Source organism: Synechococcus sp. W4D4, from assembly GCF_047716805.1.
Taxonomy (GTDB): Bacteria; Cyanobacteriota; Cyanobacteriia; order PCC-6307; family Cyanobiaceae; genus Vulcanococcus.
In genome coordinates, this window is record NZ_CP180404.1 from 2,078,963 (window position 1) to 2,099,966 (window position 21,004).

Here is a 21,004-nt window from a genome sequence, read left to right on the forward strand (position 1 = left end):
GTCTTCAACGCGGCCAGATCGTAGGCGCGCCACAACTTGTGAAGGAACCCCAGATCGCTTCGCTGGCTCCAGGAACCAGCGTGGGAGGATTTGCCAACTGACAGGACGCCACCCTCAGTTCCATGACGATCCTCAACACCCTTTCAGTCCTGGCCCTGGTGGTGATGTCCTTCGCTCTGATCGTGGCTGTCCCCGTGCTGTACGCGAGCGATGACACCAGTGGCCGCTCCAACCGCCTGATCCTGCTGGGCAGCATCGCTTGGGTTGCCCTGGTGCTGGTCAACTGGGGCATGAGCTTCTTTGTGGCCTGATCAGGCCTCTGCTTAGGCTGAGCTGATCGCGAGCTCAGCTGACGTGACCGTTTTCGAAGGGCAATTTTCCGGCGCGTCTGGATTGCGGGTCGCCATTGTTGTTGCCCGTTTCAACGATTTGGTGACGGCCAAGCTTCTGAGCGGCTGCCTGGATTGCCTGTCGCGCCACGGCATTGATAGTTCAGACAGCAGCGCCCAGTTGGACGTCGCTTGGGTCCCGGGCAGCTTTGAAATTCCCTTAGTGGCTCAGCGCCTGGCTCAATCCGGCCGCTACCAAGTGGTGATCACCCTGGGAGCGGTCATCCGGGGCGACACCCCCCATTTCGATGTGGTGGTTTCTGAGGTCAGCAAGGGTGTGGCCGCAGTTAGCCGGGACTCCGGCGTGCCTGTGATCTTTGGTGTTCTCACCACCGACACGATGCAGCAGGCCTTGGAGCGTGCTGGCATCAAGAGCAATCTGGGCTGGAGCTACGGCTTGCAGGCCATCGAGATGGGCAGCCTGATGGCTGCCCTGCCCAAGGCTTAGTTGTCTCGGCGCATCAGCCGCTGGCCCGCGACCTCCTCAAAGCCCAGCTGCTTGTAGAAGCCGGCGCTGTTGGTGGTCATCAGATAGATCCTCTCCACTCCTTTGAGTTGCGGGGAGTTCGCGAGGGCTTCCACGAGCTGCCGGCCCAGCCCTTTGCCCTGGAGGTCCTCGGGGATCACCACATCCCAGAGCACGGCCCGGTAAATCCCATCGCTGGTGGCGCGTCCAAAGCCCACCAGGCGCTTGCCTCGCCACAAACTGGCGACCGCAGCGCTGCCCTTGAGCATGCGCCGAAGCTCCTCAATCGAGCGGTTCTCGGCCCAGAAGGCGTGCTGATTGAACAGCCGCTGCAGTTTGAACAGGCCGCGGGTGGGTCTACAACCCGGCCCCATGCCGAGCCAGCGCAGTCCTGGAGCACCCGAGGCATGCAGGATCAGCCTGGTCCCTTCCATGCCAACATCCTCCCAGCGGGCGGACAACCTTGGCTCAGGAGCGCAAGGGCATCATCCTCGCCGGTGGTTCGGGAACGCGGCTTCATCCGATCACCCAGGCGGTGAGCAAACAGTTGCTGCCCGTCTACGACAAGCCGATGATTTATTACCCCCTCAGCACGTTGATGCTGGCGGGGATTCGTGAGGTGTTGGTGATCACCACCCCCCACGATCAAGCCGCGTTCCAGCGCTTGCTCGGCGATGGTTCGTCCTGGGGAATGCAGATCAGCTACGCCGTGCAGCCGAGCCCCGACGGCTTGGCCCAGGCGTTCTTGATTGGTGAGGCGTTTCTGGCCGGGGCTCCGGCGGCCCTTGTGCTTGGGGACAACCTCTTCCACGGCCACGACCTGCTCTTCCAGCTGCGCAGCACCAACGCTTCTCACCAGGGCGCCACGGTCTTCGCCTATCCGGTCCGGGACCCTGAGCGCTACGGGGTCGTTGAATTTGCCGCTGACGGCCAGGTTCTCAGCATTGAGGAAAAACCGACCAAGCCCAAGTCCCGCTACGCGGTGACAGGCCTCTACTTCTATGACGACTCCGTCGTGGAGCGGGCGAAGCGGGTGGTGCCCTCTGCGCGGGGTGAGTTGGAGATCACGGACCTCAATGGCCAGTATCTGCGGGACGGTCAGCTGCAGGTGGAGCTCATGGGCCGCGGCATGGCTTGGCTAGACACCGGCACCTGCGACTCGCTTCACGAGGCCGGGAGCTACATCCGCACCCTGGAGCATCGCCAAGGCCTGAAGGTGGGTTGCCCTGAGGAGGTGGCCTGGCGCATGGGCTGGATTAGCGCGGATCAGCTCGATGCTTTGGCTCAGCCTCTGCGCAAGAGCGGCTACGGCGACTATCTGCTGCAGCTCCTGGAGTATGGCGATGCAGGCTGAGCGTCTCGCCACGGCGGCTGGGGTTCAGCTTCCTGGACCGCTGCTGATCACCCCCCGGGTGTTTGGCGATGCCCGCGGCTTCTTCTACGAGAGCTGGAACCAACGCAACTTCAATGGCGTCCTTGAGGGGGATGGACAGTCCCACGTTGCGTTTGTCCAAGACAACCATTCCCGCTCCAGCCTGGGGGTCCTGCGCGGCCTGCACTTTCAAAAAGATCCCCATGCTCAGGGGAAGCTGGTGCGTTGCATCCAGGGCGAAATCTTTGATGTGGTGGTGGATTGCCGCCAGGCCTCGTCCACTTTTGGTCAGTGGGTCAGCGCCCGTCTGAGCAGTGAGAACCAGCAGCAGCTCTGGGTGCCTGCCGGCTTTGCCCATGGTTTTTTGACCCTGAGTCCCCAGGCGGAGGTCCTCTACAAGACCACTGATTTCTGGGACCGAGACAGCGAGCGCTCGCTGCTCTGGAGCGATCCCGATCTGGCCATTGCTTGGCCCCAAGCCACAGAGCCGCTTTTGGCTGAGAAAGATGCGGCAGCACCCTCATGGCAGACGCTGATCGCTGCAGGGGATGGTTTCCCGTGAAGGTCCTGTTGACCGGTGCGGCGGGTCAGCTGGGCCAAGCCTTGATCGCAACCTGCCCAGAGGGGGTCGAACTGCTCCCTTGCCGCCGCCAGGAGTTGGATCTGTCGGATCAGGACGCTTGCCGCCGCCTCGTTCAAGAGCATCAACCGGACTGGGTGATCAACGCCGGGGCTTACACAGCGGTGGACCGCGCTGAGTCCGAGGTGGAGCTGGCCCATGCCGTCAATGCACAGGCCCCAGCAGCCCTGGCCGAAGCCCAGGAGGATCACGGCGGCCAGCTGCTTCAGCTGAGCACCGACTTTGTTTTCAACGGTCAGCAGGGTTTCCCGTATCGCCCCGAGCAAGTGGCCGATCCCCTTGGGGTCTATGGCAGCACCAAGGCCGCAGGTGAAGCCGCTGTTCTTGGCTACGGCGGCACACGGGTCCTGCGCACCAGCTGGGTCTATGGCCCGGTGGGCAGCAACTTCTGCCTCACGATGCTTCGCCTGTTGGCTGAACGGGAGCAGTTGGGTGTGGTGGCCGATCAGGTGGGATGTCCGACGTCCACCCTGGGGCTCGCCCAAGCCTGTTGGCGGGCGCTTGCTCTCGAGGAGAGCGCTCCGCGGATCCTGCACTGGAGCGATGCCGGTGCGGCCAGTTGGTACGACTTCGCGGTGGCCATTGCTGAGCTCGCTCAGCAGCTGGGGGTGCTCAGGCGCGCCGCCCGCGTGAATCCGATCGGGACCATTGACTACCCCACCCCGGCCCAGCGTCCCGCCTATTCCCTGCTGGATTGCAGCGCGACGCGCCAGTCTTTGGCCCTGGAGCCGCAGCATTGGCGAGCGGCTTTGTCCCAGGTGCTGCTGCGCATAGCCTCCAGTCCAGCTCGCGTCTCCGCTTGATGACGGTCCCGCTTTCCAGCTCGATCCAGCGCGTGTTGGTGACCGGTGGGGCCGGGTTTATCGGCGGGGCGGTGGTGCGGCGGCTGTTGGCTGAGACCAACATCCAGGTTTTCAATCTCGATAAGTGCGGCTACGCCAGTGATCTCACCGGCATTGAGCAGTTCGGCGAGGCTGCCGCGCAGCGCCACCAGTTGCTGCAGGTGGACCTCAGCGACCCTGAGGCCACCGCCGCTGCTGTGAGGCAAGCCGATCCCGATCTGGTGATGCATTTGGCCGCCGAGAGCCACGTGGATCGCTCCATCGATGGCCCCGGTGTCTTTGTCAGCAGCAACGTGCTCGGCACCTTCAACCTGCTCCAGGCGGCCCGGTTCCACTACGAGCAGCTGCCAGCGGAGCGGGCTCAGGGCTTTCGCTTCCACCACATCAGCACCGATGAGGTGTTCGGCTCCCTGGGCGAGCAGGGTCGTTTTTCAGAGACCACGCCCTATGACCCCCGTTCGCCCTATTCCGCCAGCAAGGCGGCCAGTGATCACCTGGTGAGTGCCTGGCACCACACCTATGGCTTGCCCGTGGTGCTGACCAATTGCTCTAACAACTTCGGTCCTTGGCAGTTCCCGGAGAAGTTGATCCCGGTGGTGATTCTCAAGGCCGTGGCCGGGGAGCCAATTCCCCTCTACGGCGACGGCGGCAATGTGCGCGATTGGTTGTACGTCGAGGACCACGTCGATGCGCTCTTGCTGGCGGCTACCCAGGGGCAGCCAGGCCGCAGTTACTGCGTGGGCGGCTACGGCGAGCGCACCAACAAACAGGTGGTCGAGGCCATCTGCAGCCTCTTGGATCAGCGCTTGCCCCAGGGGGCTCCCCATGCCCGCTTGATCACCCCCGTCACGGACCGCCCGGGTCACGACCGCCGTTATGCGATTGATCCCGGCCGCATTGAGCAGGAACTGGGCTGGAGCCCGCGTCACCCCTTTGAAAAAGGACTCGCGGCCACGCTGGATTGGTACCTCGATCACCTGGGCTGGTGCCAAGCGATGCGGCAGCGCTCCGGTTGGACGGGTGAGCGCCAAGGGCTCTCAGCTGGGCAGGGCCGTCACTCTCAGTAGGCTGCCCGGAGCTCAAATCGGCTCTCTCCATGCTCAAGCTGCTGCTGGGTGACCCCAATGCCCGCAAGCTGAAGCGCTACCAGCCGATTGTTTCCGACATCAATCTGCTCGAGGAGGAGGTCGCCCCCCTCTCGGACGACGAGCTGCGCGGTCTCACGGCGGAATTCCGCCAGAAGCTCAGCAGCCTGCAGGACGACTGCCTGAAGCGTGGTTTCAGCCGCGAGGCCACCCTCGATCGCGAGCGAAAGCTGCTGGATGAGCTCCTGCCCCAGGCCTTCGCTGTGGTCCGCGAAGCCGGCAAACGCGTGCTCGGCATGCGCCACTTTGATGTGCAGCTGCTGGGCGGGATGATCCTGCACGACGGCCAGATCGCCGAGATGAAAACCGGCGAGGGCAAGACCCTCGTCTCCACCCTGCCCAGCTATCTCAACGCTTTAACGGGCCGCGGCGTTCACGTGGTCACCGTCAACGATTACCTGGCCCGCCGGGACGCCGAGTGGATGGGTCAGGTCCATCGCTTCCTGGGGCTGTCGGTGGGTTTGATCCAGCAGGACATGGATCCCTCCAGCCGCCGCTTGAACTACGGCTGCGACATCACCTACGCCACCAACTCAGAGCTGGGTTTCGATTACCTGCGCGACAACATGGCGAATGACATCGCCGAGGTGGTGCAGCGGGACTTCCACTACTGCGTGATCGACGAGGTGGACTCGATCCTGATCGATGAAGCCCGGACTCCGTTGATCATTTCGGGTCAGGTCGAGCGCCCCCAGGAGAAGTATCAGAAGGCTTCTGATGTTGCGGCCCAGTTGGTGCGGGCTGCGGAGATGGGCAAGGACGGCATCGACCCCGAAGGCGACTACGAAGTCGACGAGAAGCAGCGCAGCTGCACGTTGACCGACGAGGGCTATGCCAAGGCGGAGCAACTGCTTGGTGTGGCGGATCTGTTTGATCCCCAGGATCCCTGGGCGCACTACATCAACAACGCCCTGAAGGCCAAGGAGATGTTCGTCAAAGATGTGAACTACATCGTCCGCGGCGATGACGCGGTGATCGTTGATGAGTTCACCGGCCGCGTCATGCCAGGGCGCCGTTGGAGCGATGGTCAACACCAGGCGATTGAGGCCAAGGAGGGACTGCCAATTCAGCCCGAGACCCAAACCCTCGCGTCGATCACTTACCAGAACTTCTTCCTGCTCTATCCCCGCTTGGCGGGTATGACCGGTACCGCCAAAACCGAAGAGGTGGAGTTCGAGAAGACCTACAAGCTCGAGGTCACGATCGTCCCGACCAACCGCACCCGGGCGCGCCAGGACTGGACAGATCAGGTCTACAAGAACGAAAACGCCAAGTGGCGTGCGGTGGCACTGGAGACCGCCGAGGTGCACAAGCAGGGCAGGCCGGTTTTGGTGGGCACGACCAGCGTCGAGAAGTCCGAACTGCTCAGCACCTTGCTGGCCGAGCAGCAGATTCCCCACAACCTGCTGAACGCCAAGCCGGAGAACGTCGAGCGCGAGGCTGAAATCGTGGCTCAGGCCGGTCGCACGGGGGCCGTCACGATCGCGACCAATATGGCGGGCCGCGGCACCGACATCATCCTCGGCGGCAACGCCGACTACATGTCACGCCTGAAGCTGCGTGAGGTTCTTCTGCCACGTCTGGTGCGTCCGGAAGATGGCCACAAGCCTCCGGTTCCCCTGCAGCGCGCCCCCGAGGCTGCCCCTGGTTTTGGTGCCGCCTCGGCAGCTGAATCCGCCAAGGCCCCCTCGGAAGCGAAGGCCATTGGCACCCTCTATCCCTGCACCCTCACCGAGGGCACCGATCAGGCCCTCTCTGGCTTGGCCCACGATCTCGTCAAAGCCTGGGGGGATCGCCAGCTCAGCGTGCTGGAGCTCGAAGACCGTATTGCCCAGGCTGCCGAAAAGGCCCCAACGGATGATGCCCAAATCCTGCAGTTGCGCCAGCTGATTAAGCGGGTGCGCACCGAATTCGAGGTAGTGACCAAATCCGAGGATTCGGTGGTGCGCGAAGCCGGTGGTTTGCACGTCATCGGCACCGAACGGCATGAATCCCGCCGGGTCGATAACCAGCTGCGGGGCCGGGCTGGTCGTCAGGGAGATCCCGGCAGCACCCGTTTCTTCCTGTCTCTGGAAGACAACCTGCTGCGCATCTTTGGCGGTGATCGCGTCGCTGGCCTGATGAATGCTTTCCGCGTCGAGGAGGACATGCCGATCGAATCCGGCATGCTGACTCGTTCGCTTGAAGGGGCTCAGAAAAAGGTTGAGACCTACTACTACGACATTCGGAAGCAGGTTTTTGAATATGACGAGGTGATGAATAACCAGCGCAAAGCTGTGTATGCCGAGCGCCGTCGCGTGTTGGAAGGTCGTGAACTGAAGCAACAGGTGGTGGGCTATGGCGAGCGCACCATGCAGGACATCGTTGATGCCTATGTGAACCCCGATCTGCCGCCCGAGGAGTGGGATCTGGGTCGCCTGGTGGCCAAGGTCAAGGAGTTCGTTTATCTCCTGGAAGATCTGAAGCCTGAGCAGCTCAGTGGCCTATCGGTTGATGAGCTCAAGGCTTTCCTGCAGGAACAGCTCCGCAACGCTTACGACATCAAAGAGGGCCAGGTTGAGCAGCAGCGCCCGGGCCTGATGCGTGAGGCTGAGCGCTTCTTCATCCTTCAGCAGATTGATACCCTCTGGCGTGAACATCTGCAGGCCATGGATGCCCTGCGCGAGTCGGTGGGTCTAAGGGCCATCGGCCAGAAGGACCCGCTGATTGAGTACAAAAACGAGGGCTATGACATGTTCCTCGAGATGATGACGGGCATGCGCCGCAACGTCATCTATTCGATGTTCATGTTCCAGCCCGCTCCCTCTGGCGCTGAGGCCTCGGCTTAATCAATTGGTGGTTCCTGGGTTGTCCCCCAGGAACTCCAGGATCTCGCGGTCCTTGAGGTTCTGTGCGGCGGCAGCCGCGCAGGGCTCCTCCAGCGGCTTTCCCGCAGCCAAGCTCCGCAGGCAGTCCTGCGCGCGGGTGAGCTCCGTTTCCAGGGCATCGATCCGTTCCATCAGGTTGCGGATCACCCCAGCCTCTGCGTCGGGAAGGGCTGAGTGCGCCAGGGGATTGACGCGAACCCCGCTTTGGTGGACCACCCGTCCTGGAACGCCCACCACGGTGCTGTCCGGTGCGACATCGCGTAGGACGACCGATCCAGCTCCGATACGTGTGTTGGCTCCCACCTCGATGGCGCCAAGGACCTTGGCTCCGGCGCCGACCACGACGTTCTCCGCGAGGGATGGGTGGCGCTTCCCATGGGCCTTGCCGGTGCCTCCGAGGGTGACTCCTTGGTAGAGCAGGCAGTTGTTGCCCACCACGGCCGTCTCGCCGATCACGACACCCATGCCGTGGTCGATGAACACCCCACGGCCGATCCGGGCTCCAGGGTGAATCTCGATGCCGGTCAGCCAGCGGCCCAGTTGGCTCAGTAGGCGTGCCGGAAGGGGAGCCACCCCCCAGAGTCGGTGACTGAGGCGGTGCAAGGTTAGGGCATGCAGCCCCGGATAGCAGAACAGCATCTCCAACGTGCCACGTGCCGCCGGATCCCGTTCCTTGATGATCGCCAGGTCGGCTCGTAGCGCGTTCAGCATCGTTCCATCTTGCTGAGCAAGAGTTTGACCGAGGGGCCCTCGGTCATGCATGATCTCTTGGCCGGCGGTTGAGCCGCGGCGATTGCGGATGTAGCTCAGTGGTAGAGCATCTCCTTGCCAAGGAGAGGGTCGAGAGTTCGAATCTCTTCATCCGCTTGTGAATCAGTTCATTGCTGCAATGTCAGCCATGAACTCGAATTGTGATTTCACCCTGAAGTCTGCGCTTAGCCAGTGAGTAGTCCGATTTCCTTGCGCAGCTGGTCAATCGTCGCTGTCCCTAGATAGCTCTGGGCGCAGTGGACTTGGGGCATCCGCATCAGCTGCGAACGGTTTTGGCGCAGGCTCTGTTCCACCAACGGCAGGCTGGGGCGATCGCAGAGCACATGGCTGGACGCCCGCAGCAGGGCCAGTAGTCGGCTGCTGACATCCGGGGTTGCGGTCATCAACAGCAGTTCGTTGCCCCGCATGCTGTGCAGGATCACTTCTGCGGCCCGCAGGATGCCTGGGCTGATGCTGACGAGTCCCACGCAGCTGCCGGCTCGCAGATCCTTCAGTAGGTCGAGCTCGTGGCGGAAGTCGTTCAGGTCAACCGGCACGGCGCGCACACCATGGCGCTTGGCAATCTCCTCAACGGGTTGGAGGAAGTAACGGCTGGTGACCACGGTCCCGTTACTGGAGTTCTCCAGCACGGCTTCCAGTTCCTCCATGGGAACCACTTCGACGGGTGCATCCAGGTGGGGGGTGAGCTCCTCGGAGATCAACATGGAGGCGCCGATGTCCTCCCGCGGGGTGCTGACCAGCACCCGGGCGCCGCAGCGCAGTCGCCAGTCGATTTCACGGGTCAAGAGCTCTCGGGCCTGCTGCAGGGTGCAGCCCGCATTCAGCAGGCCATCCACGCTTTGTCTGACCTCGCGGTCGATGTCGGGTAGGTGCCGCCCGCGGGGACCCGGCGGTGGCTTGATCTCGCGAGGGTTCTGTTGATCCCGCACGTAGATGCCAGAACCGGCCATGGCTTCCACCACGCCGTCGTTCTCCAGCTGGCGGTAGACCTTGCTGATCGTGTTGCGATGCAGCCCGGTCTGCATCGCCAGCTGGCGCGTACTGGGCAGTCGATGGCCAGGCGGGAAGTGCCGCGCTGCAATCGCAAAGCAAATCTGGTTGTACAGCTGGCTCGAGGCCGGGATATCGCTGTCCTGCTGAATGTGGAACCGCACGCCCGAGTGGCACAAGCTGTTCGGGCCACCTTACGGATCTTTGTTCCTGGTGACAATTGCGTTGTTGGCATAAAACGGTGTGCCGGTTCCCAACCCCTCCAATGCGATGACCATCCAGGCCAGCTGGGTTCAGCTCTCCGTTCCCTCTGCAGCGGGTGTGACAGCGACCACCATGCCGGCCTGGTGGGCGCTGCCAGAGCGGCCTCGGGGAGCTGTGCTGGTTCTGCCTGAAGTCTTTGGTGTGAACAGCTGGGTTCGCAGCGTGGCGGAGCGGCTGGCGCAAGAGGGCTACGCAGCCTTAGCGCTCAACACCTTCTCGCGAACGGCTCCTGATTTGGAGGTGGGCTACGACGAAGCTGGCTTGGCCGCGGGCCGGGAGCACCGGGATCAGGTGACGGCTTCGCAGCTCCTGGCAGATGTTCAAGCAGCCGTGGATTGGCTCCAGCAGGCCCATCCGTCTCTGCGGCTGGGGTGCGTTGGTTTCTGCTTTGGCGGCCACCTGGCGATGTTGGCGGCGACGAACCCAGCCATTGAGGCGACCTGTGACTTTTATGGCGCCCGTGTGTCCTGCTTCAAGCCGGGGTCACCTGACGCGGCGACCCTTTCGGTCCTTCCGCAGATCCCAGGGCGGATCTGGTGTTTCTGCGGCGATCAAGACCCCCTGATGCCCGCTGAGGAATTGCAAGCCATTGATCGAGCCCTGCACGCTGCCGATTCGAGCGGGGCGCGCCATCGCTTGGTTGTGGTGACTGGGGCCGGTCACGGATACATGTGTGAGGCCAGGACAGACTTCCACCCTGAGGCTGCGGCCTCGGGATGGAGTCTGATGCTGGAACTCTTTGCTGAGGCGCTTTAGCCCTCGGCCTTGGCAGCGGCTTGACGGGGCGTCTCGATCGTGCGCACCGCTTTGCTGGCTGCGGCCTCGGCCTCTTTCTCCTTGGCCAGCGGGGTTTTACGGGGACTCAGGAACATGATCATGTTCCGGCCTTCGCGCTTGGGATCCTGCTGAATTTCAGCTTTTTCCTCGAGGTCTTTCGCCATGCGGCGCAGGAGCTGTTCAGCCAAGGCGGTGTGCTGGATCTCGCGTCCGCGGAAGATCACAGTGCACTTGACCTTGTCGCCTGCTTTCAGGAAGCGAGAGGCCTGACCGAGCCGCACGTCGTAGTCGTGCTGGTCGATCTTGTAGCGCATCTTGACCTCTTTGACTTCGGTCTGGTGCGACTTTTTCTTGGCTTCCTTGGCCTTCTTTTCCTGCTCGAATTTGAACTTGCCGTAGTCCATGATCCGGCAGACCGGTGGGTCAGCCTTCTCACTCACGAGCACGAGGTCCAACTCGCGGTCCTTGGCGACGTCGAGAGCCTCTTCCCTTGAGATCACTCCCAGCTGACTGCCGTCGGCATCGACCACCCGGAGCTGGGGGTAATTGATGCGGTCGTTGATGTTGGGGAGCTCCCGAACAGGAGCACGGCGGTCAAAACGAGGACGGGGTGGCATTCAGACGGGCGAGAGGACGGAAAAACAGTTGCTGTTCACCGTTCACCCTAGGACGTGCTCGATCGCCGACAAGGCCCGCTCTAAGGGATTGCCCTCTTGGCCTGGTGCATCCAGCCAGAGGGGCTGATGTTGACGGCGAAACCAGGTCCGTTGCCGCTTGGCGAACTGCTGGGTGCGTTTGGTGGTCTGTTCGATGGCCTGTTGCTCGTTCAGCTCACCCCTCAGCAGGGCCGCCGCTTCTGCGTAGCCGATGGTGTCCAGTAAAGGACAGTCCACTCCGTAGCGCTGCTGCAGCCGTTGCGTTTCGGCCACTAAGCCATCGCTGTAAAGAGTCTGGCTGCGCTGGGCAATGCGTTGCTTGAGGTTGCTGGGGTTGAGCCCGAGTTCCAGGACGCGCCAGGGGGGGGGATTCGAGCCCTGTTGCTGGCTGAGGGGCCGGCCGGTTGCGTAGAGAACCTCAAGTGCGCGCTGGGTTCGCACGGCATCGTTGGCCATGATGCGCTCAGCCGCACTCGGATCCGCCTGGCGCAGGAGGGCGTAGCACTGGCCTTGGCCCAGCGCCTCCAGGTCCGCACGTAATCGAGGTTGTGGGGGCACCGCCGGTGGAGTCATCCCCTGGGTGATGGCCTTGATGTAGAGGCCGCTGCCGCCAACGAGGAAGGCCACCCCGCGCCGCCGGTGTTCCGCAGCAATGGCTTGATCGGCTTCCTGGCGGAATTCCTGCAAATTGATCGGCTGGTCGGGGGGCCGAAGGTCCAACAACTCATGGCGAACGGCGGCCCGTTGCTCGGCCGTCGGTTTCGCCGTGCCGATGCTCATGTCCTTGTAGAGCTGCCTGGAATCGACAGACAAAACCGCGAGATCAAGGGTCTTGGCGATCTCAATGGCAAGGGCGGTTTTGCCGCTGGCTGTTGGCCCCATCAAGACCACAACGAGGGGCTGACTGGATGGACTCATCACCGCACTTTGCCGGGTTGTTGGCAAAAAGAGGGGTGCCCCCCTTGCTGAAATCGCCTCTGAGCGACCTCTGTAAGCGCCTCTATTGCATCGGTGGTAGATTGACCCTCAAAGGCTGGTTTCTGCTCGGCTTTTTGCCCTTGTCGAGCCTCCTGCGGGAGAGATGCAGCCCCTGCCGGATTCCATGAGCGAAGCCACGAAAGTTCAGGCTGCCTACGGCGCCGAGCAGATCCAGGTCTTGGAGGGCTTGGAGCCGGTCCGCAAGCGCCCGGGCATGTACATCGGCTCTACTGGGCCGAGGGGCTTGCACCACCTTGTCTATGAGGTGGTGGATAACTCCGTTGACGAAGCCCTGGCAGGGCATTGCAATGAGATCCGGGTTGCGATTGAAGAGGACGGGAGCTGCTCAGTCAGTGACAACGGTCGAGGTATTCCGACTGACGTCCACCCGAAAACGGGAAAGAGTGCACTCGAAACTGTCCTGACAGTTCTGCATGCCGGCGGCAAGTTTGGAGCCGGCGGCTACAAGGTGTCGGGTGGTCTCCACGGGGTTGGTGTCTCCGTGGTGAATGCCCTTTCTGAGTGGGTCGAGGTTGTCGTTTATCGCCAGGGCAAGGAACACCGCCAACGCTTTGAGAGGGGTGCACCGATTGGCACATTGGCGATTGAGGCTGCGGCGGATGCCAGCCGCACGGGAACGACGGTGCGTTTCAAGCCGGATCTGGAAATCTTCACCGTCGGAATTGATTTTGACTACAACACCCTGTCGGCTCGTTTAAGGGAGCTTGCTTACCTCAATGGTGGAGTCAAGATCGTCTTTCGCGATGAGCGTCCGGCGGCGCGCAGTGAAGAGGGCGAGGCTCGCGAAGAGACTTATCACTACGAAGGCGGCATCAAGGAATATGTCGCCTACATGAATGCAGAAAAGGATGCTCTGCATCCTGACATCATTTATGTCAATTCAGAAAAAGATGGTGTCCAGATAGAGGCCGCACTGCAGTGGTGTGTCGATGCCTATTCAGATAGTATCCTCGGATTTGCTAACAACATCCGTACCGTTGACGGCGGTACTCACATTGAGGGTCTGAAGACCGTTCTGACCCGGACCCTTAATACCTTTGCCAAGAAGCGTGGCAAGCGCAAAGACTCAGACTCCAACCTCGCGGGTGAAAACATTCGCGAGGGTTTGACCGCTGTTCTTTCGGTCAAGGTTCCTGAGCCTGAATTTGAAGGACAGACCAAGACAAAGCTTGGTAATACCGAGGTTCGCGGCATCGTTGACTCGCTGGTTGGTGAAGCCCTGGGTGAATACCTCGAGTTCAATCCTTCTGTGATTGATCTGATTCTCGAGAAAGCGATTCAGGCCTTCAATGCGGCTGAGGCGGCTCGGCGGGCCCGTGAGCTGGTTCGCCGTAAGAGCGTTCTCGAAAGTTCGACCCTGCCGGGCAAGTTGGCCGATTGCTCTTCCCGTGATCCCGGCGAGTCTGAGATCTACATCGTTGAGGGTGATTCCGCAGGCGGTTCGGCCAAGCAAGGGCGGGATCGCCGCTTTCAAGCCATTCTTCCGTTGCGGGGCAAGATCCTCAACATCGAAAAGACAGATGACTCCAAGATCTACAAGAACACTGAGATTCAGGCCCTAATCACTGCCTTGGGTTTGGGTATCAAAGGTGAAGAATTCGACGAGAAAAATCTCCGTTACCACCGCATCGTCATCATGACTGATGCTGATGTGGATGGTGCCCACATTCGAACGCTGCTTCTCACCTTCTTCTATCGCTATCAAAAGTCTCTTGTTGAAGGAGGTTATATCTATATCGCGTGTCCTCCACTTTATAAGGTTGAGCGCGGTAAAAACCACACGTATTGCTATAACGAAGGCGATCTGAAGAGCACGATCGAAGGATTTGGAGAAAAGGCGAATTACACCATCCAGCGATTCAAGGGATTGGGTGAAATGATGCCTACCCAGCTGTGGGAGACCACCATGGATCCCACGACACGCATGATGAAGCGCGTCGAGATTGCAGATGCGGCCGAAGCCGATCGCATCTTCACGATCCTGATGGGTGACAAGGTGGCTCCTCGCCGCGAGTTCATCGAAACCCACAGCGCCGAGTTGGATCTGGCCCAGCTCGACATCTGATGGCGGCCCAGCCGTACGCCAGCCTGCGCTGGGGCGCCATTTTGGCTTTTGCTTTGTTTGCACCGGTCGCTCTCCCGGCTGGAGGAGGCGATCGCCGGCCAGCCGAGATTCGTCGCCGTTGCCCCAGTGAGCCTTTGCTCAGTAGCGCCAAGGGCTGCCTCCAAGTAGCCCCGGAGCGTGAAGCACCCGTGCTCGCCCAAATTCCGGCGGATTCTCCGGTCCAGGTTCTACGAACTTGGCGCAATCTGCGTGGTGAACGCTGGATCCAGGTGAAGGTGGCTTCCCGCCGCGGCTGGATGGCTGCCGCTTAACGCGGATGCGCGACGCTCTTTTGGTTGCGATCGGAGCTGTGCCTGGTGCCTGGCTTCGCTTTCGCGTGGTGAATCACCTCGAGCCGATGTTGCCCCGAAAGCACTGGGCGACCTTCGCGGTCAACATCATTGCCTGTTTTGCCCTGGGTTCGGTCGCCGTGCTGGCGCGTCAGTGTGGGTCTGATCAACGTCTTGGTCTACTGCTGGGCACAGGCTTTTTGGGCAGCCTCAGCACGTTCTCGACCTTCAGCGTCGAATTGCTGCAGGGTCTACGGGCCGGTCTCTCCCGAGAGGTGATGTTGTTGGCCCTTGGCTCTGTGGTGGCTGGGGTCCTGGCGGTATTAGCGGGGATGGCGAGCGTTGGCTGATCGGCAATTGCGCTTTGCCTTGAAGGAGTTGGTCTTAGTGGCCTGCGGCGCGGTGCCTGGCGCTTGGTTGCGTTGGCAGAGCGGTGTTCACTTGGGCCCGGTGCTGGGTGGAAGTGCCGTCTCAGACCTCCTGGTGAACCTGATTGGTTCGCTGCTCTTGGGGTTTTTGGCTGGGCCCATTCCACGGCGCCCGAGCCTGCTGTTGCTCTTAGGGATTGGTTTCTGCGGCTGCCTGACCACTTTCAGCAGCTGGATGTTGGATGTGGTCAAGCTGCTCAACGCTGGTCAACCCCTGCTCGGGCTGCTGTTGATCGTTGTCAGCTTGTTGTTGGGAGTGGCAAGCGCGGCGGCTGGTTTTCAGATCAGCCGCCGCGTCTTTGACGCCTAGGCGAGGGCTGCTTCGATGGCTCCCTTGAGCTCAGCGGAGTCGGGCTCCACGTTGCTCTTGAAGCGTTGGAGCACGGTGCCGTCCTTGCCGATCAGGAACTTCTCGAAGTTCCAGGCCACAGCACCGGCAGGTTCGGCCTGGGTCAAGGTGCTGAAGGGGGCATCGCCGATGGCCACCTTGGCGTAGACGGGGAAGGTCACGCCGTAGCTGGTCGAGCAGAACTGTTTGATCTCCTCGAGGCTTCCAGGCTCCTGGGCGCCGAAGTCATTGCACGGGAAGGCGATCACGCTGAAACCCTGGCTGCCGTAGGCCTCTTGCAGGGCCTGCAGGCCGGCGTACTGGCGGGTGAAACCGCAACGGCTGGCCACGTTGACGGCCAGGACGACCTGACCGTTGAGGTCGCCGAGACGCTGCTGCTCGCCACTGCCGTTGGTCACCACAACATCGTTGACGCTGATGGCCATGGAATTGGTATGGGGGAGGCGGGACCCTAGCGGCCCTTCCCCATAAACTCGGCGTGTCGCAGCTGGGGGCCATGAGCGAGGCATCTGCGGCGACGACGAATCCTGAGGTTTTTGTTCAGGAGCTGCGCGGGCTGCTGGAGGCCGGCAACTACGACGCGGTGAAGCTGCTGCTGCAGCCCGTGCAAGAGGTGGACATAGCGGAAGCGATCGGCGGCCTGCCGCGCACGCTTCAGGCCTTGGCTTTTCGATTGCTTCCCAAAGACGAAGCGATCGCCGTCTACGAGTACCTCGAACCCACGGTGCAGCAGACCTTGCTGGAGCGGTTGCGCTCCAGCGAAGTGCTCGAGCTGGTTGAAGAGATGTCCCCCGATGACCGGGTGGATCTTTTTGATGAGCTGCCCGCGAAGGTTGTGCGTCGTCTTTTGGCGGAACTCAGCCCTGCGGAACGCCGGGTGACGGCCCAGTTGCTCGGTTACGAGCCAGAGACGGCTGGCCGGTTGATGACAACCGAGTTCATCGATCTCAAGGAGTTCCACAGCGTGGCCCAGGCGCTGACGATCGTGCGGCGCCGCGCCCGGGACACCGAGACGATCTATGCGCTCTACGTGACGGACGCCTCACGCCACCTCACAGGGATCCTCTCGTTGAGAGATCTGGTGGTCGCTGATCCAGAGCAGCGGGTGGGGGACGTGATGACCAGGGAGGTGGTCAGCGTCGGCACGGACACCGACCAGGAAGAGGTGGCAAGGGTGATTCAGCGCTATGACTTCTTGGCGGTCCCCGTTGTCGATCGTGAGGAGCGTCTGGTGGGGATCGTCACCGTCGATGACGTGATCGACGTGATCCAGCAGGAGGCCACCCGTGACCTTTACGCCGCCGGTGCGGTGCAGGCCGGTGACGAGGACGACTACTTCCAGAGCAATCTCTTCAGCGTGGCTCGGCGCCGGGTGGTGTGGTTGTTGGTCTTGTTGATCGCCAATAGCGGCACCGCGGCGGTCATTGCCTCGATGGACGAGGTGCTGAAGCAGGTGGTTGTTTTGGCGGCCTTTATTCCTTTGTTGATTGGCACCGGGGGCAACGTCGGTGCCCAGAGTTCAACGGTGGTGATTCGCGGTTTGAGCACCCAGCGCATCCAGAGCTTGGGGCCAGCCCTGGCCATTGGCCGTGAGGCGATCGCTGGGGCCCTGCTGGGGCTGTTGATGGTGCTGGTGGTCGTGCCCTGGACGGCCTATGTGAGCGGTGGCAACTGGCTGGTGGCTTCGGCGGCTGGGATCAGCCTCGTGGCGATCACCACCTTGGCGGCTACGGCTGGAGCGGCCCTACCGCTGTTGTTCAACAGCCTCGGCTTGGATCCCGCTCTCATGTCGGCCCCATTTATTGCCACTGCAACCGATGTGGCGGGGGTGTTCATCTACCTGCAGACCGCGAGCTGGTTGCTGACTCGGGCCTTGGGCTAAGGGATTTGGCTTCCTGAGAGTCGCTTTACACTTCTTCAGGGTAGGCTTTACATCAGTTCACGTTTCGAGCCGTGGTCGTTGCAATCGCTCCGAGCCGACCCGCTGCCGCAGAGCGCGAGACCGCGCTGGCCGGTGGAACGGACCTGGTGCGCTCGTATCTGCGGGACATCGGCCGGGTGCCGCTGCTGACCCACGAGCAGGAGATCACCTTGGGCCGTCAGGTTCAGGAATTGGTGGCGCTGGAAGTGCTTGAGCAGGAGCTGGCCAGCCGTGAGGGGGTGGAGAAGCCCTCGGCTGCTGTGTTGGCGAAGGAGGCCGGCCTGACCCCCGTACAGCTCAAGAAAAGGCTCCGTAGTGGTCAGCGCGCCAAGGAACGGATGGTGGCCGCCAACTTGCGCTTGGTGGTGAGCGTGGCCAAGAAGTACACCAAGCGGAACATGGAGCTCCTGGATCTGATCCAGGAGGGAACCATCGGCCTGGTGCGGGGCGTCGAGAAGTTCGACCCGACCCGGGGCTACAAGTTCAGTACCTATGCGTATTGGTGGATTCGCCAGGGGATCACGCGGGCGATTGCGGAGAAGAGCAGAACGATCCGTCTGCCGATCCACATCACCGAGACGCTGAACAAGCTCAAGAAGGGCCAGCGTGAGCTCAGCCAGGAGCTGGGCCGCACCCCGACCGTGACGGAGCTGGCGGAATTTGTGGACCTGCCGGAGGAGGAGGTGAAGGACCTTCTCTGCCGCGCGCGTCAGCCAGTGAGTCTTGAGACCAAGGTGGGCGATGGCGATGACACGGAGCTGCTGGACCTGCTGGCGGCCGATGGCACCCAGCCGTCGGAGCTGGTGGATGGGGAGTGCCTGCGGATGGACATGCGCGGCCTGCTGGACCAACTGCCGGATCTGCAGGGGCGCGTCCTGAAGATGCGTTATGCGATCCCCTGCCGCGATGTCCCTGATCCGGACGAGCCGATGAGCCTGACCGGGATTGGCCGTGTCCTGGGCATCAGCCGCGATCGCGTCCGCAACCTTGAGCGCGATGGCTTGGCTGGTCTGCGCCGTTTGAGCCAGAACGTTCAGGCCTACGTTGCCGTTTGATCAGTCCCTGAGCCCAGCGCTTTTGAACTGGTGGCAGGCCCATGGCCGCCATGACATTCCCTGGAAACTGTCCTCTCAGGGCGTTCTGCCAGAGAGTGGTGAGGAGCTGAACCCTTATTCGATCTGGGTCGCTGAGGTGATGCTTCAGCAGACTCAGCTGCAGGTGGTGTTGCCCTATTGGCAACGCTGGATGGAGCGATTCCCGATGCTGCAGTCCCTGGCTGCTGCGGATGAACAGGAGGTCCTGCTGGTCTGGCAGGGCCTTGGCTATTACTCCCGCGCCCGCCGGTTGCATCAAGGAGCGCAGCAGTTGGTGGAGCGTGATGACTCCTTTTGGCCCCGTGACTTGGAGAGCTGGCTGGCCTTGCCGGGAATTGGCCCCAGCACGGCCGGCAGCATCCTCTCCTCGGCGTTCGATCTGCCGTTTCCGATCCTGGACGGCAACGTCAAACGGGTACTTTCCCGCCTGATCGCCAGTCCTCAGCCGCCCGCGCGCATCACCAAGGCGCTCTGGCAGTTGAGCTCGGAACTTCTCGATTCCGAGCAGCCCCGTTCTTTCAACCAAGCCCTGATGGATCTGGGGGCCACGGTCTGCACCCCCAAGAGCCCCAGCTGCCCGCAGTGCCCTTGGAGCGACCAGTGCGCTGCCTACGCTTCCGGCGATCCAGTCGCTTATCCCGTGAAGGAAGCCCCGCGAGAACTGCCCTTTCAGGTCATTGGCGTTGGCGTGGTGCTCAACGACGCCGGCGAGGTGCTGATTGACCAACGCCTGAATGAGGGTCTACTGGGCGGGCTCTGGGAATTCCCGGGTGGGAAGCAGGAGCCTGGCGAGGCCATTGAGGTCACCATCTGCCGCGAGTTGCAGGAGGAGCTGGCGATTGAGGTGCAGGTCGGGGAGGAGTTGATCAGCCTGGATCACGCCTACAGCCACAAACGCCTGCGTTTTGTCGTTCACCTCTGCCAATGGCGCACTGGTGAGCCCCAGCCCTTGGCTTCGCAGCAGGTGCGTTGGGTGAAGCCCCAGCAGCTCAGCGACTTTCCGTTCCCAGCAGCCAATGCGCGGATCATTGCCGCATTGCTTGCGCGTCTCCACCCTGAGGAGGGAACCGACGCGGCCTGATCGATGAACCCAGCTCCCAAGGTGATTTGTCTGGGCGAGGCCCTGGTGGATCGACTGGGGCCATTGGGGGGAGATCCGGCGACTGCACCACGGGACCAGTGCGACGATCGACTGGGCGGAGCCCCGGCGAATGTCGCCTGCGCCCTGGCTCGCTTGGGTACCCCCTCGGCCTTCGTGGGCCGGTTGGGGTGGGATGCCATTGGGGAGTCCTTTGAACGGTTGATGGCCAGCCGCGGCGTGGAGCTTGCGGGTTTGCAACGGGATGCCACGCGCCCGAGTCGCGTTGTTCTGGTGCGCCGCCATGCCGACGGGGAGCGGGTCTTCCAGGGATTTGCAGGGGATCAGGGGCAGGGCTTTTCGGACCAGGCCCTGGATTGCTCGGAGCTGCAAGCGGCCTGGCCCCCCCTGGCTGCCCAAGCCCAGTGGCTCTTGGTGGGCACGATTCCGCTGGCCACAGCGGCATCTGCGGAGAGCCTCCGCTGGGCCGTCGATCAGGCCAAGGGCGCAGGCGTGCGGATTGCCTTGGATGTCAATTGGCGACCCACCTTCTGGGATGAACGCCGCGATCCCGCTGCCGGACCGGACGCGGCAGCCTTGAGCGCCATGCAACCCCTGGTCGCTGTGGCATCACTGTTGAAGCTGGCCAAGGAAGAGGCCCTCTGGTTGTTTGGCACGGCTGATCCGAGCGTCATCTCAGCCGACCTTCCCCAGTCACCCGATGTGGTGGTGACCGATGGCGGAAACCCTGTGCGGTGGTGTTTAGGCGGCGCATCCGGGGTGCTGGAGGCCCTAGCACCACCCCAGGTGGTGGATACCACCGGCGCGGGAGATGCCTTCAGTTCGGGTCTGCTGCATCAACTGGAGCAGGGGTCGGTGCCCCCTGATCAGATGCTGCGTTTTGCCGCCGCCTGCGGGGCCTTGGTCTGTGGTGGTGCTGGGGCGATTGATCCCCAGCCGGATGCCGCTGCCGTTCAGCGATTTCTGCAGCGCTAGCGCAGCAGCCTGGCCACCCGGCCGGCCTCGGGATCGCCTGGATCCAGCAGGTCCAAGCGCAGGATCCAGGCCTCTTCGGGTCTAAAGCTCAGTCGTCCAGGCCATTCCACCGCCATCAAGGCCCCAAGCGCCTCGGCTTCCTCTTCTTCCTGGCAGAAGAGCTCATCGGCGGCGGAGGGGAGTTCCAGGCGGTAGAGGTCCAGGTGGACCAGGGCCCCTGTTTTGCCTCGGTAGTGCTGCGCCAGGGCAAAGGTAGGACTGGTGATGGGTTCATCGATCTCCAGAGCTTGCGCAATCCCTTGCACCAGCGAGGTTTTGCCGGCCCCCAGATCCCCCTCCAATAGCAGGATCGGTTTTGGATTCGGCAATGCGAGCCAGTCCAGGGCCAGCCGTTGGCCCAGGTCCTGGGTGGCGGCTGCATCCGCTAGCTGCACGCTCTGTTCTTGCATCCCGATAGATTGGTGTGAAGCGAGCCCGAAGCCTCGGCGTCTCTGCAGATATTCCAACCCTCTTGCCTTCCCCGCCGGGATCTTCCTCGGATGGCGAGATGCATTCACCTCAAGCAC

The 21,004-nt window shown here is 62.2% G+C and carries 23 protein-coding genes and 1 tRNA gene; 17 read left to right on the forward strand and 7 right to left on the reverse strand.

Annotated elements, in window-relative coordinates:
• The first annotated feature begins 122 nt into the window (after positions 1 to 122).
• Together psbZ and ribH are read left to right on the forward strand one after the other, a co-directional pair.
• The gene (gene psbZ / locus ACLM42_RS11420) at positions 123 to 311 is read left to right on the forward strand and encodes a photosystem II reaction center protein PsbZ (RefSeq protein ID WP_010314175.1); all 189 of its coding nucleotides are present in this window, start codon (positions 123 to 125) and stop codon (positions 309 to 311) included.
• 43 nt (positions 312 to 354) lie between these two features.
• Complete coding sequence (gene ribH, locus ACLM42_RS11425; RefSeq protein WP_247909724.1) at positions 355 to 837, forward strand: 6,7-dimethyl-8-ribityllumazine synthase; 483 nt, start codon at positions 355 to 357, stop codon at positions 835 to 837.
• Here the strand turns inward: ribH and ACLM42_RS11430 are convergent.
• Positions 834 to 1,289, reverse strand: a complete 456-nt coding sequence (locus ACLM42_RS11430) for a GNAT family N-acetyltransferase (RefSeq protein WP_415400176.1) — start codon at positions 1,287 to 1,289, stop codon at positions 834 to 836. The genes ribH and ACLM42_RS11430 overlap by 4 nt on opposite strands.
• 29 nt (positions 1,290 to 1,318) lie before the next feature.
• On the opposite strand from ACLM42_RS11430, the gene rfbA reads away from it, so the two are divergent.
• The 5 genes from rfbA to secA are packed head-to-tail and all read left to right on the forward strand — an operon-like array spanning position 1,319 to position 7,682.
• Positions 1,319 to 2,209 carry a glucose-1-phosphate thymidylyltransferase RfbA gene (rfbA, locus tag ACLM42_RS11435; protein WP_415399173.1) on the forward strand — a complete coding sequence of 297 codons (891 nt, stop codon included), beginning with the start codon at positions 1,319 to 1,321 and terminating at the stop codon, positions 2,207 to 2,209.
• Complete coding sequence (gene rfbC, locus ACLM42_RS11440) at positions 2,199 to 2,789, forward strand: dTDP-4-dehydrorhamnose 3,5-epimerase (RefSeq protein WP_415399174.1); 591 nt, start codon at positions 2,199 to 2,201, stop codon at positions 2,787 to 2,789. Before rfbA ends, rfbC begins: the two co-directional genes overlap by 11 nt.
• Positions 2,786 to 3,670, forward strand: a complete 885-nt coding sequence (rfbD, locus tag ACLM42_RS11445; RefSeq protein ID WP_415400177.1) for a dTDP-4-dehydrorhamnose reductase — start codon at positions 2,786 to 2,788, stop codon at positions 3,668 to 3,670. Before rfbC ends, rfbD begins: the two co-directional genes overlap by 4 nt.
• A complete protein-coding gene (gene rfbB / locus ACLM42_RS11450; protein WP_415399175.1) occupies positions 3,670 to 4,776 on the forward strand; it encodes a dTDP-glucose 4,6-dehydratase in 1,107 nt (368 codons plus the stop codon). Before rfbD ends, rfbB begins: the two co-directional genes overlap by 1 nt.
• Before the next feature lie 29 nt (positions 4,777 to 4,805).
• Positions 4,806 to 7,682, forward strand: coding sequence for a preprotein translocase subunit SecA (gene secA / locus ACLM42_RS11455; RefSeq protein WP_415399176.1), 2,877 nt, complete (start codon positions 4,806 to 4,808; stop codon positions 7,680 to 7,682).
• On the opposite strand, the gene cysE is transcribed toward secA, so the two are convergent.
• The gene (cysE, locus tag ACLM42_RS11460) at positions 7,683 to 8,432 is read right to left on the reverse strand and encodes a serine O-acetyltransferase (protein WP_247909732.1); all 750 of its coding nucleotides are present in this window, start codon (positions 8,430 to 8,432) and stop codon (positions 7,683 to 7,685) included.
• Between the two features lie 84 nt (positions 8,433 to 8,516).
• Between cysE and ACLM42_RS11465 the strand changes: the two genes are divergently transcribed.
• Positions 8,517 to 8,588 (forward strand) — tRNA-Gly (locus ACLM42_RS11465).
• Positions 8,589 to 8,656: 68 nt separating this feature from the next.
• Here the strand turns inward: ACLM42_RS11465 and ACLM42_RS11470 are convergent.
• Entirely contained in the window at positions 8,657 to 9,646 is a 990-nt protein-coding gene (locus ACLM42_RS11470; RefSeq protein ID WP_247909733.1) for a GntR family transcriptional regulator, read from the reverse strand.
• Positions 9,647 to 9,725: 79 nt separating this feature from the next.
• Here ACLM42_RS11470 and ACLM42_RS11475 point away from each other — a divergent pair, with 79 nt between their 5' ends.
• Positions 9,726 to 10,502: a dienelactone hydrolase family protein gene (locus ACLM42_RS11475; protein WP_415399177.1), complete on the forward strand. Its 777-nt coding sequence runs from the start codon at positions 9,726 to 9,728 to the stop codon at positions 10,500 to 10,502.
• Here the strand turns inward: ACLM42_RS11475 and infC are convergent.
• The gene (gene infC / locus ACLM42_RS11480) at positions 10,499 to 11,140 is read right to left on the reverse strand and encodes a translation initiation factor IF-3 (RefSeq protein ID WP_185186520.1); all 642 of its coding nucleotides are present in this window, start codon (positions 11,138 to 11,140) and stop codon (positions 10,499 to 10,501) included. The two genes, ACLM42_RS11475 and infC, sit on opposite strands and share 4 nt — an antisense overlap.
• 42 nt (positions 11,141 to 11,182) lie before the next feature.
• Positions 11,183 to 12,124 (reverse strand): tRNA (adenosine(37)-N6)-dimethylallyltransferase MiaA, encoded by a 942-nt coding sequence (gene miaA / locus ACLM42_RS11485; RefSeq protein WP_415399178.1) that lies wholly within the window; start codon positions 12,122 to 12,124, stop codon positions 11,183 to 11,185.
• A 157-nt stretch (positions 12,125 to 12,281) separates the two neighbouring features.
• On the opposite strand from miaA, the gene gyrB reads away from it, so the two are divergent.
• The 4 genes from gyrB to ACLM42_RS11505 are packed head-to-tail and all read left to right on the forward strand — an operon-like array spanning position 12,282 to position 15,310.
• On the forward strand, positions 12,282 to 14,243 hold the full coding sequence (gene gyrB / locus ACLM42_RS11490; RefSeq protein ID WP_247909737.1) for a DNA topoisomerase (ATP-hydrolyzing) subunit B: 1,962 nt from the start codon (positions 12,282 to 12,284) through the stop codon (positions 14,241 to 14,243).
• On the forward strand, positions 14,243 to 14,554 hold the full coding sequence (locus tag ACLM42_RS11495) for an SH3 domain-containing protein (RefSeq protein WP_415399179.1): 312 nt from the start codon (positions 14,243 to 14,245) through the stop codon (positions 14,552 to 14,554). Before gyrB ends, ACLM42_RS11495 begins: the two co-directional genes overlap by 1 nt.
• A gap of 5 nt (positions 14,555 to 14,559) precedes the next feature.
• Positions 14,560 to 14,922 carry a fluoride efflux transporter CrcB gene (crcB, locus tag ACLM42_RS11500; protein WP_415399180.1) on the forward strand — a complete coding sequence of 121 codons (363 nt, stop codon included), beginning with the start codon at positions 14,560 to 14,562 and terminating at the stop codon, positions 14,920 to 14,922.
• Complete coding sequence (locus ACLM42_RS11505) at positions 14,915 to 15,310, forward strand: FluC/FEX family fluoride channel (RefSeq protein ID WP_415399181.1); 396 nt, start codon at positions 14,915 to 14,917, stop codon at positions 15,308 to 15,310. Before crcB ends, ACLM42_RS11505 begins: the two co-directional genes overlap by 8 nt.
• Here ACLM42_RS11505 and ACLM42_RS11510 read toward each other — a convergent pair.
• Entirely contained in the window at positions 15,307 to 15,774 is a 468-nt protein-coding gene (locus tag ACLM42_RS11510; RefSeq protein WP_415399182.1) for a glutathione peroxidase, read from the reverse strand. The two genes, ACLM42_RS11505 and ACLM42_RS11510, sit on opposite strands and share 4 nt — an antisense overlap.
• A gap of 71 nt (positions 15,775 to 15,845) precedes the next feature.
• Between ACLM42_RS11510 and mgtE the strand changes: the two genes are divergently transcribed.
• The 4 genes from mgtE to ACLM42_RS11530 all read left to right on the forward strand — a co-directional run bounded on the left by mgtE (position 15,846) and on the right by ACLM42_RS11530 (position 20,438).
• Positions 15,846 to 17,231, forward strand: coding sequence for a magnesium transporter (gene mgtE / locus ACLM42_RS11515; RefSeq protein WP_415399183.1), 1,386 nt, complete (start codon positions 15,846 to 15,848; stop codon positions 17,229 to 17,231).
• Positions 17,232 to 17,314: 83 nt separating this feature from the next.
• Positions 17,315 to 18,325 (forward strand): RpoD/SigA family RNA polymerase sigma factor, encoded by a 1,011-nt coding sequence (locus tag ACLM42_RS11520; protein ID WP_305852215.1) that lies wholly within the window; start codon positions 17,315 to 17,317, stop codon positions 18,323 to 18,325.
• Positions 18,315 to 19,445: an A/G-specific adenine glycosylase gene (gene mutY, locus ACLM42_RS11525; RefSeq protein WP_415399184.1), complete on the forward strand. Its 1,131-nt coding sequence runs from the start codon at positions 18,315 to 18,317 to the stop codon at positions 19,443 to 19,445. The genes ACLM42_RS11520 and mutY overlap by 11 nt, the downstream gene beginning before the upstream one ends.
• Before the next feature lie 3 nt (positions 19,446 to 19,448).
• Entirely contained in the window at positions 19,449 to 20,438 is a 990-nt protein-coding gene (locus ACLM42_RS11530) for a carbohydrate kinase family protein (protein ID WP_415399185.1), read from the forward strand.
• Here the strand turns inward: ACLM42_RS11530 and tsaE are convergent.
• On the reverse strand, positions 20,435 to 20,887 hold the full coding sequence (gene tsaE / locus ACLM42_RS11535) for a tRNA (adenosine(37)-N6)-threonylcarbamoyltransferase complex ATPase subunit type 1 TsaE (RefSeq protein ID WP_415399186.1): 453 nt from the start codon (positions 20,885 to 20,887) through the stop codon (positions 20,435 to 20,437). The two genes, ACLM42_RS11530 and tsaE, sit on opposite strands and share 4 nt — an antisense overlap.
• Positions 20,888 to 21,004 lie beyond the last annotated feature (117 nt).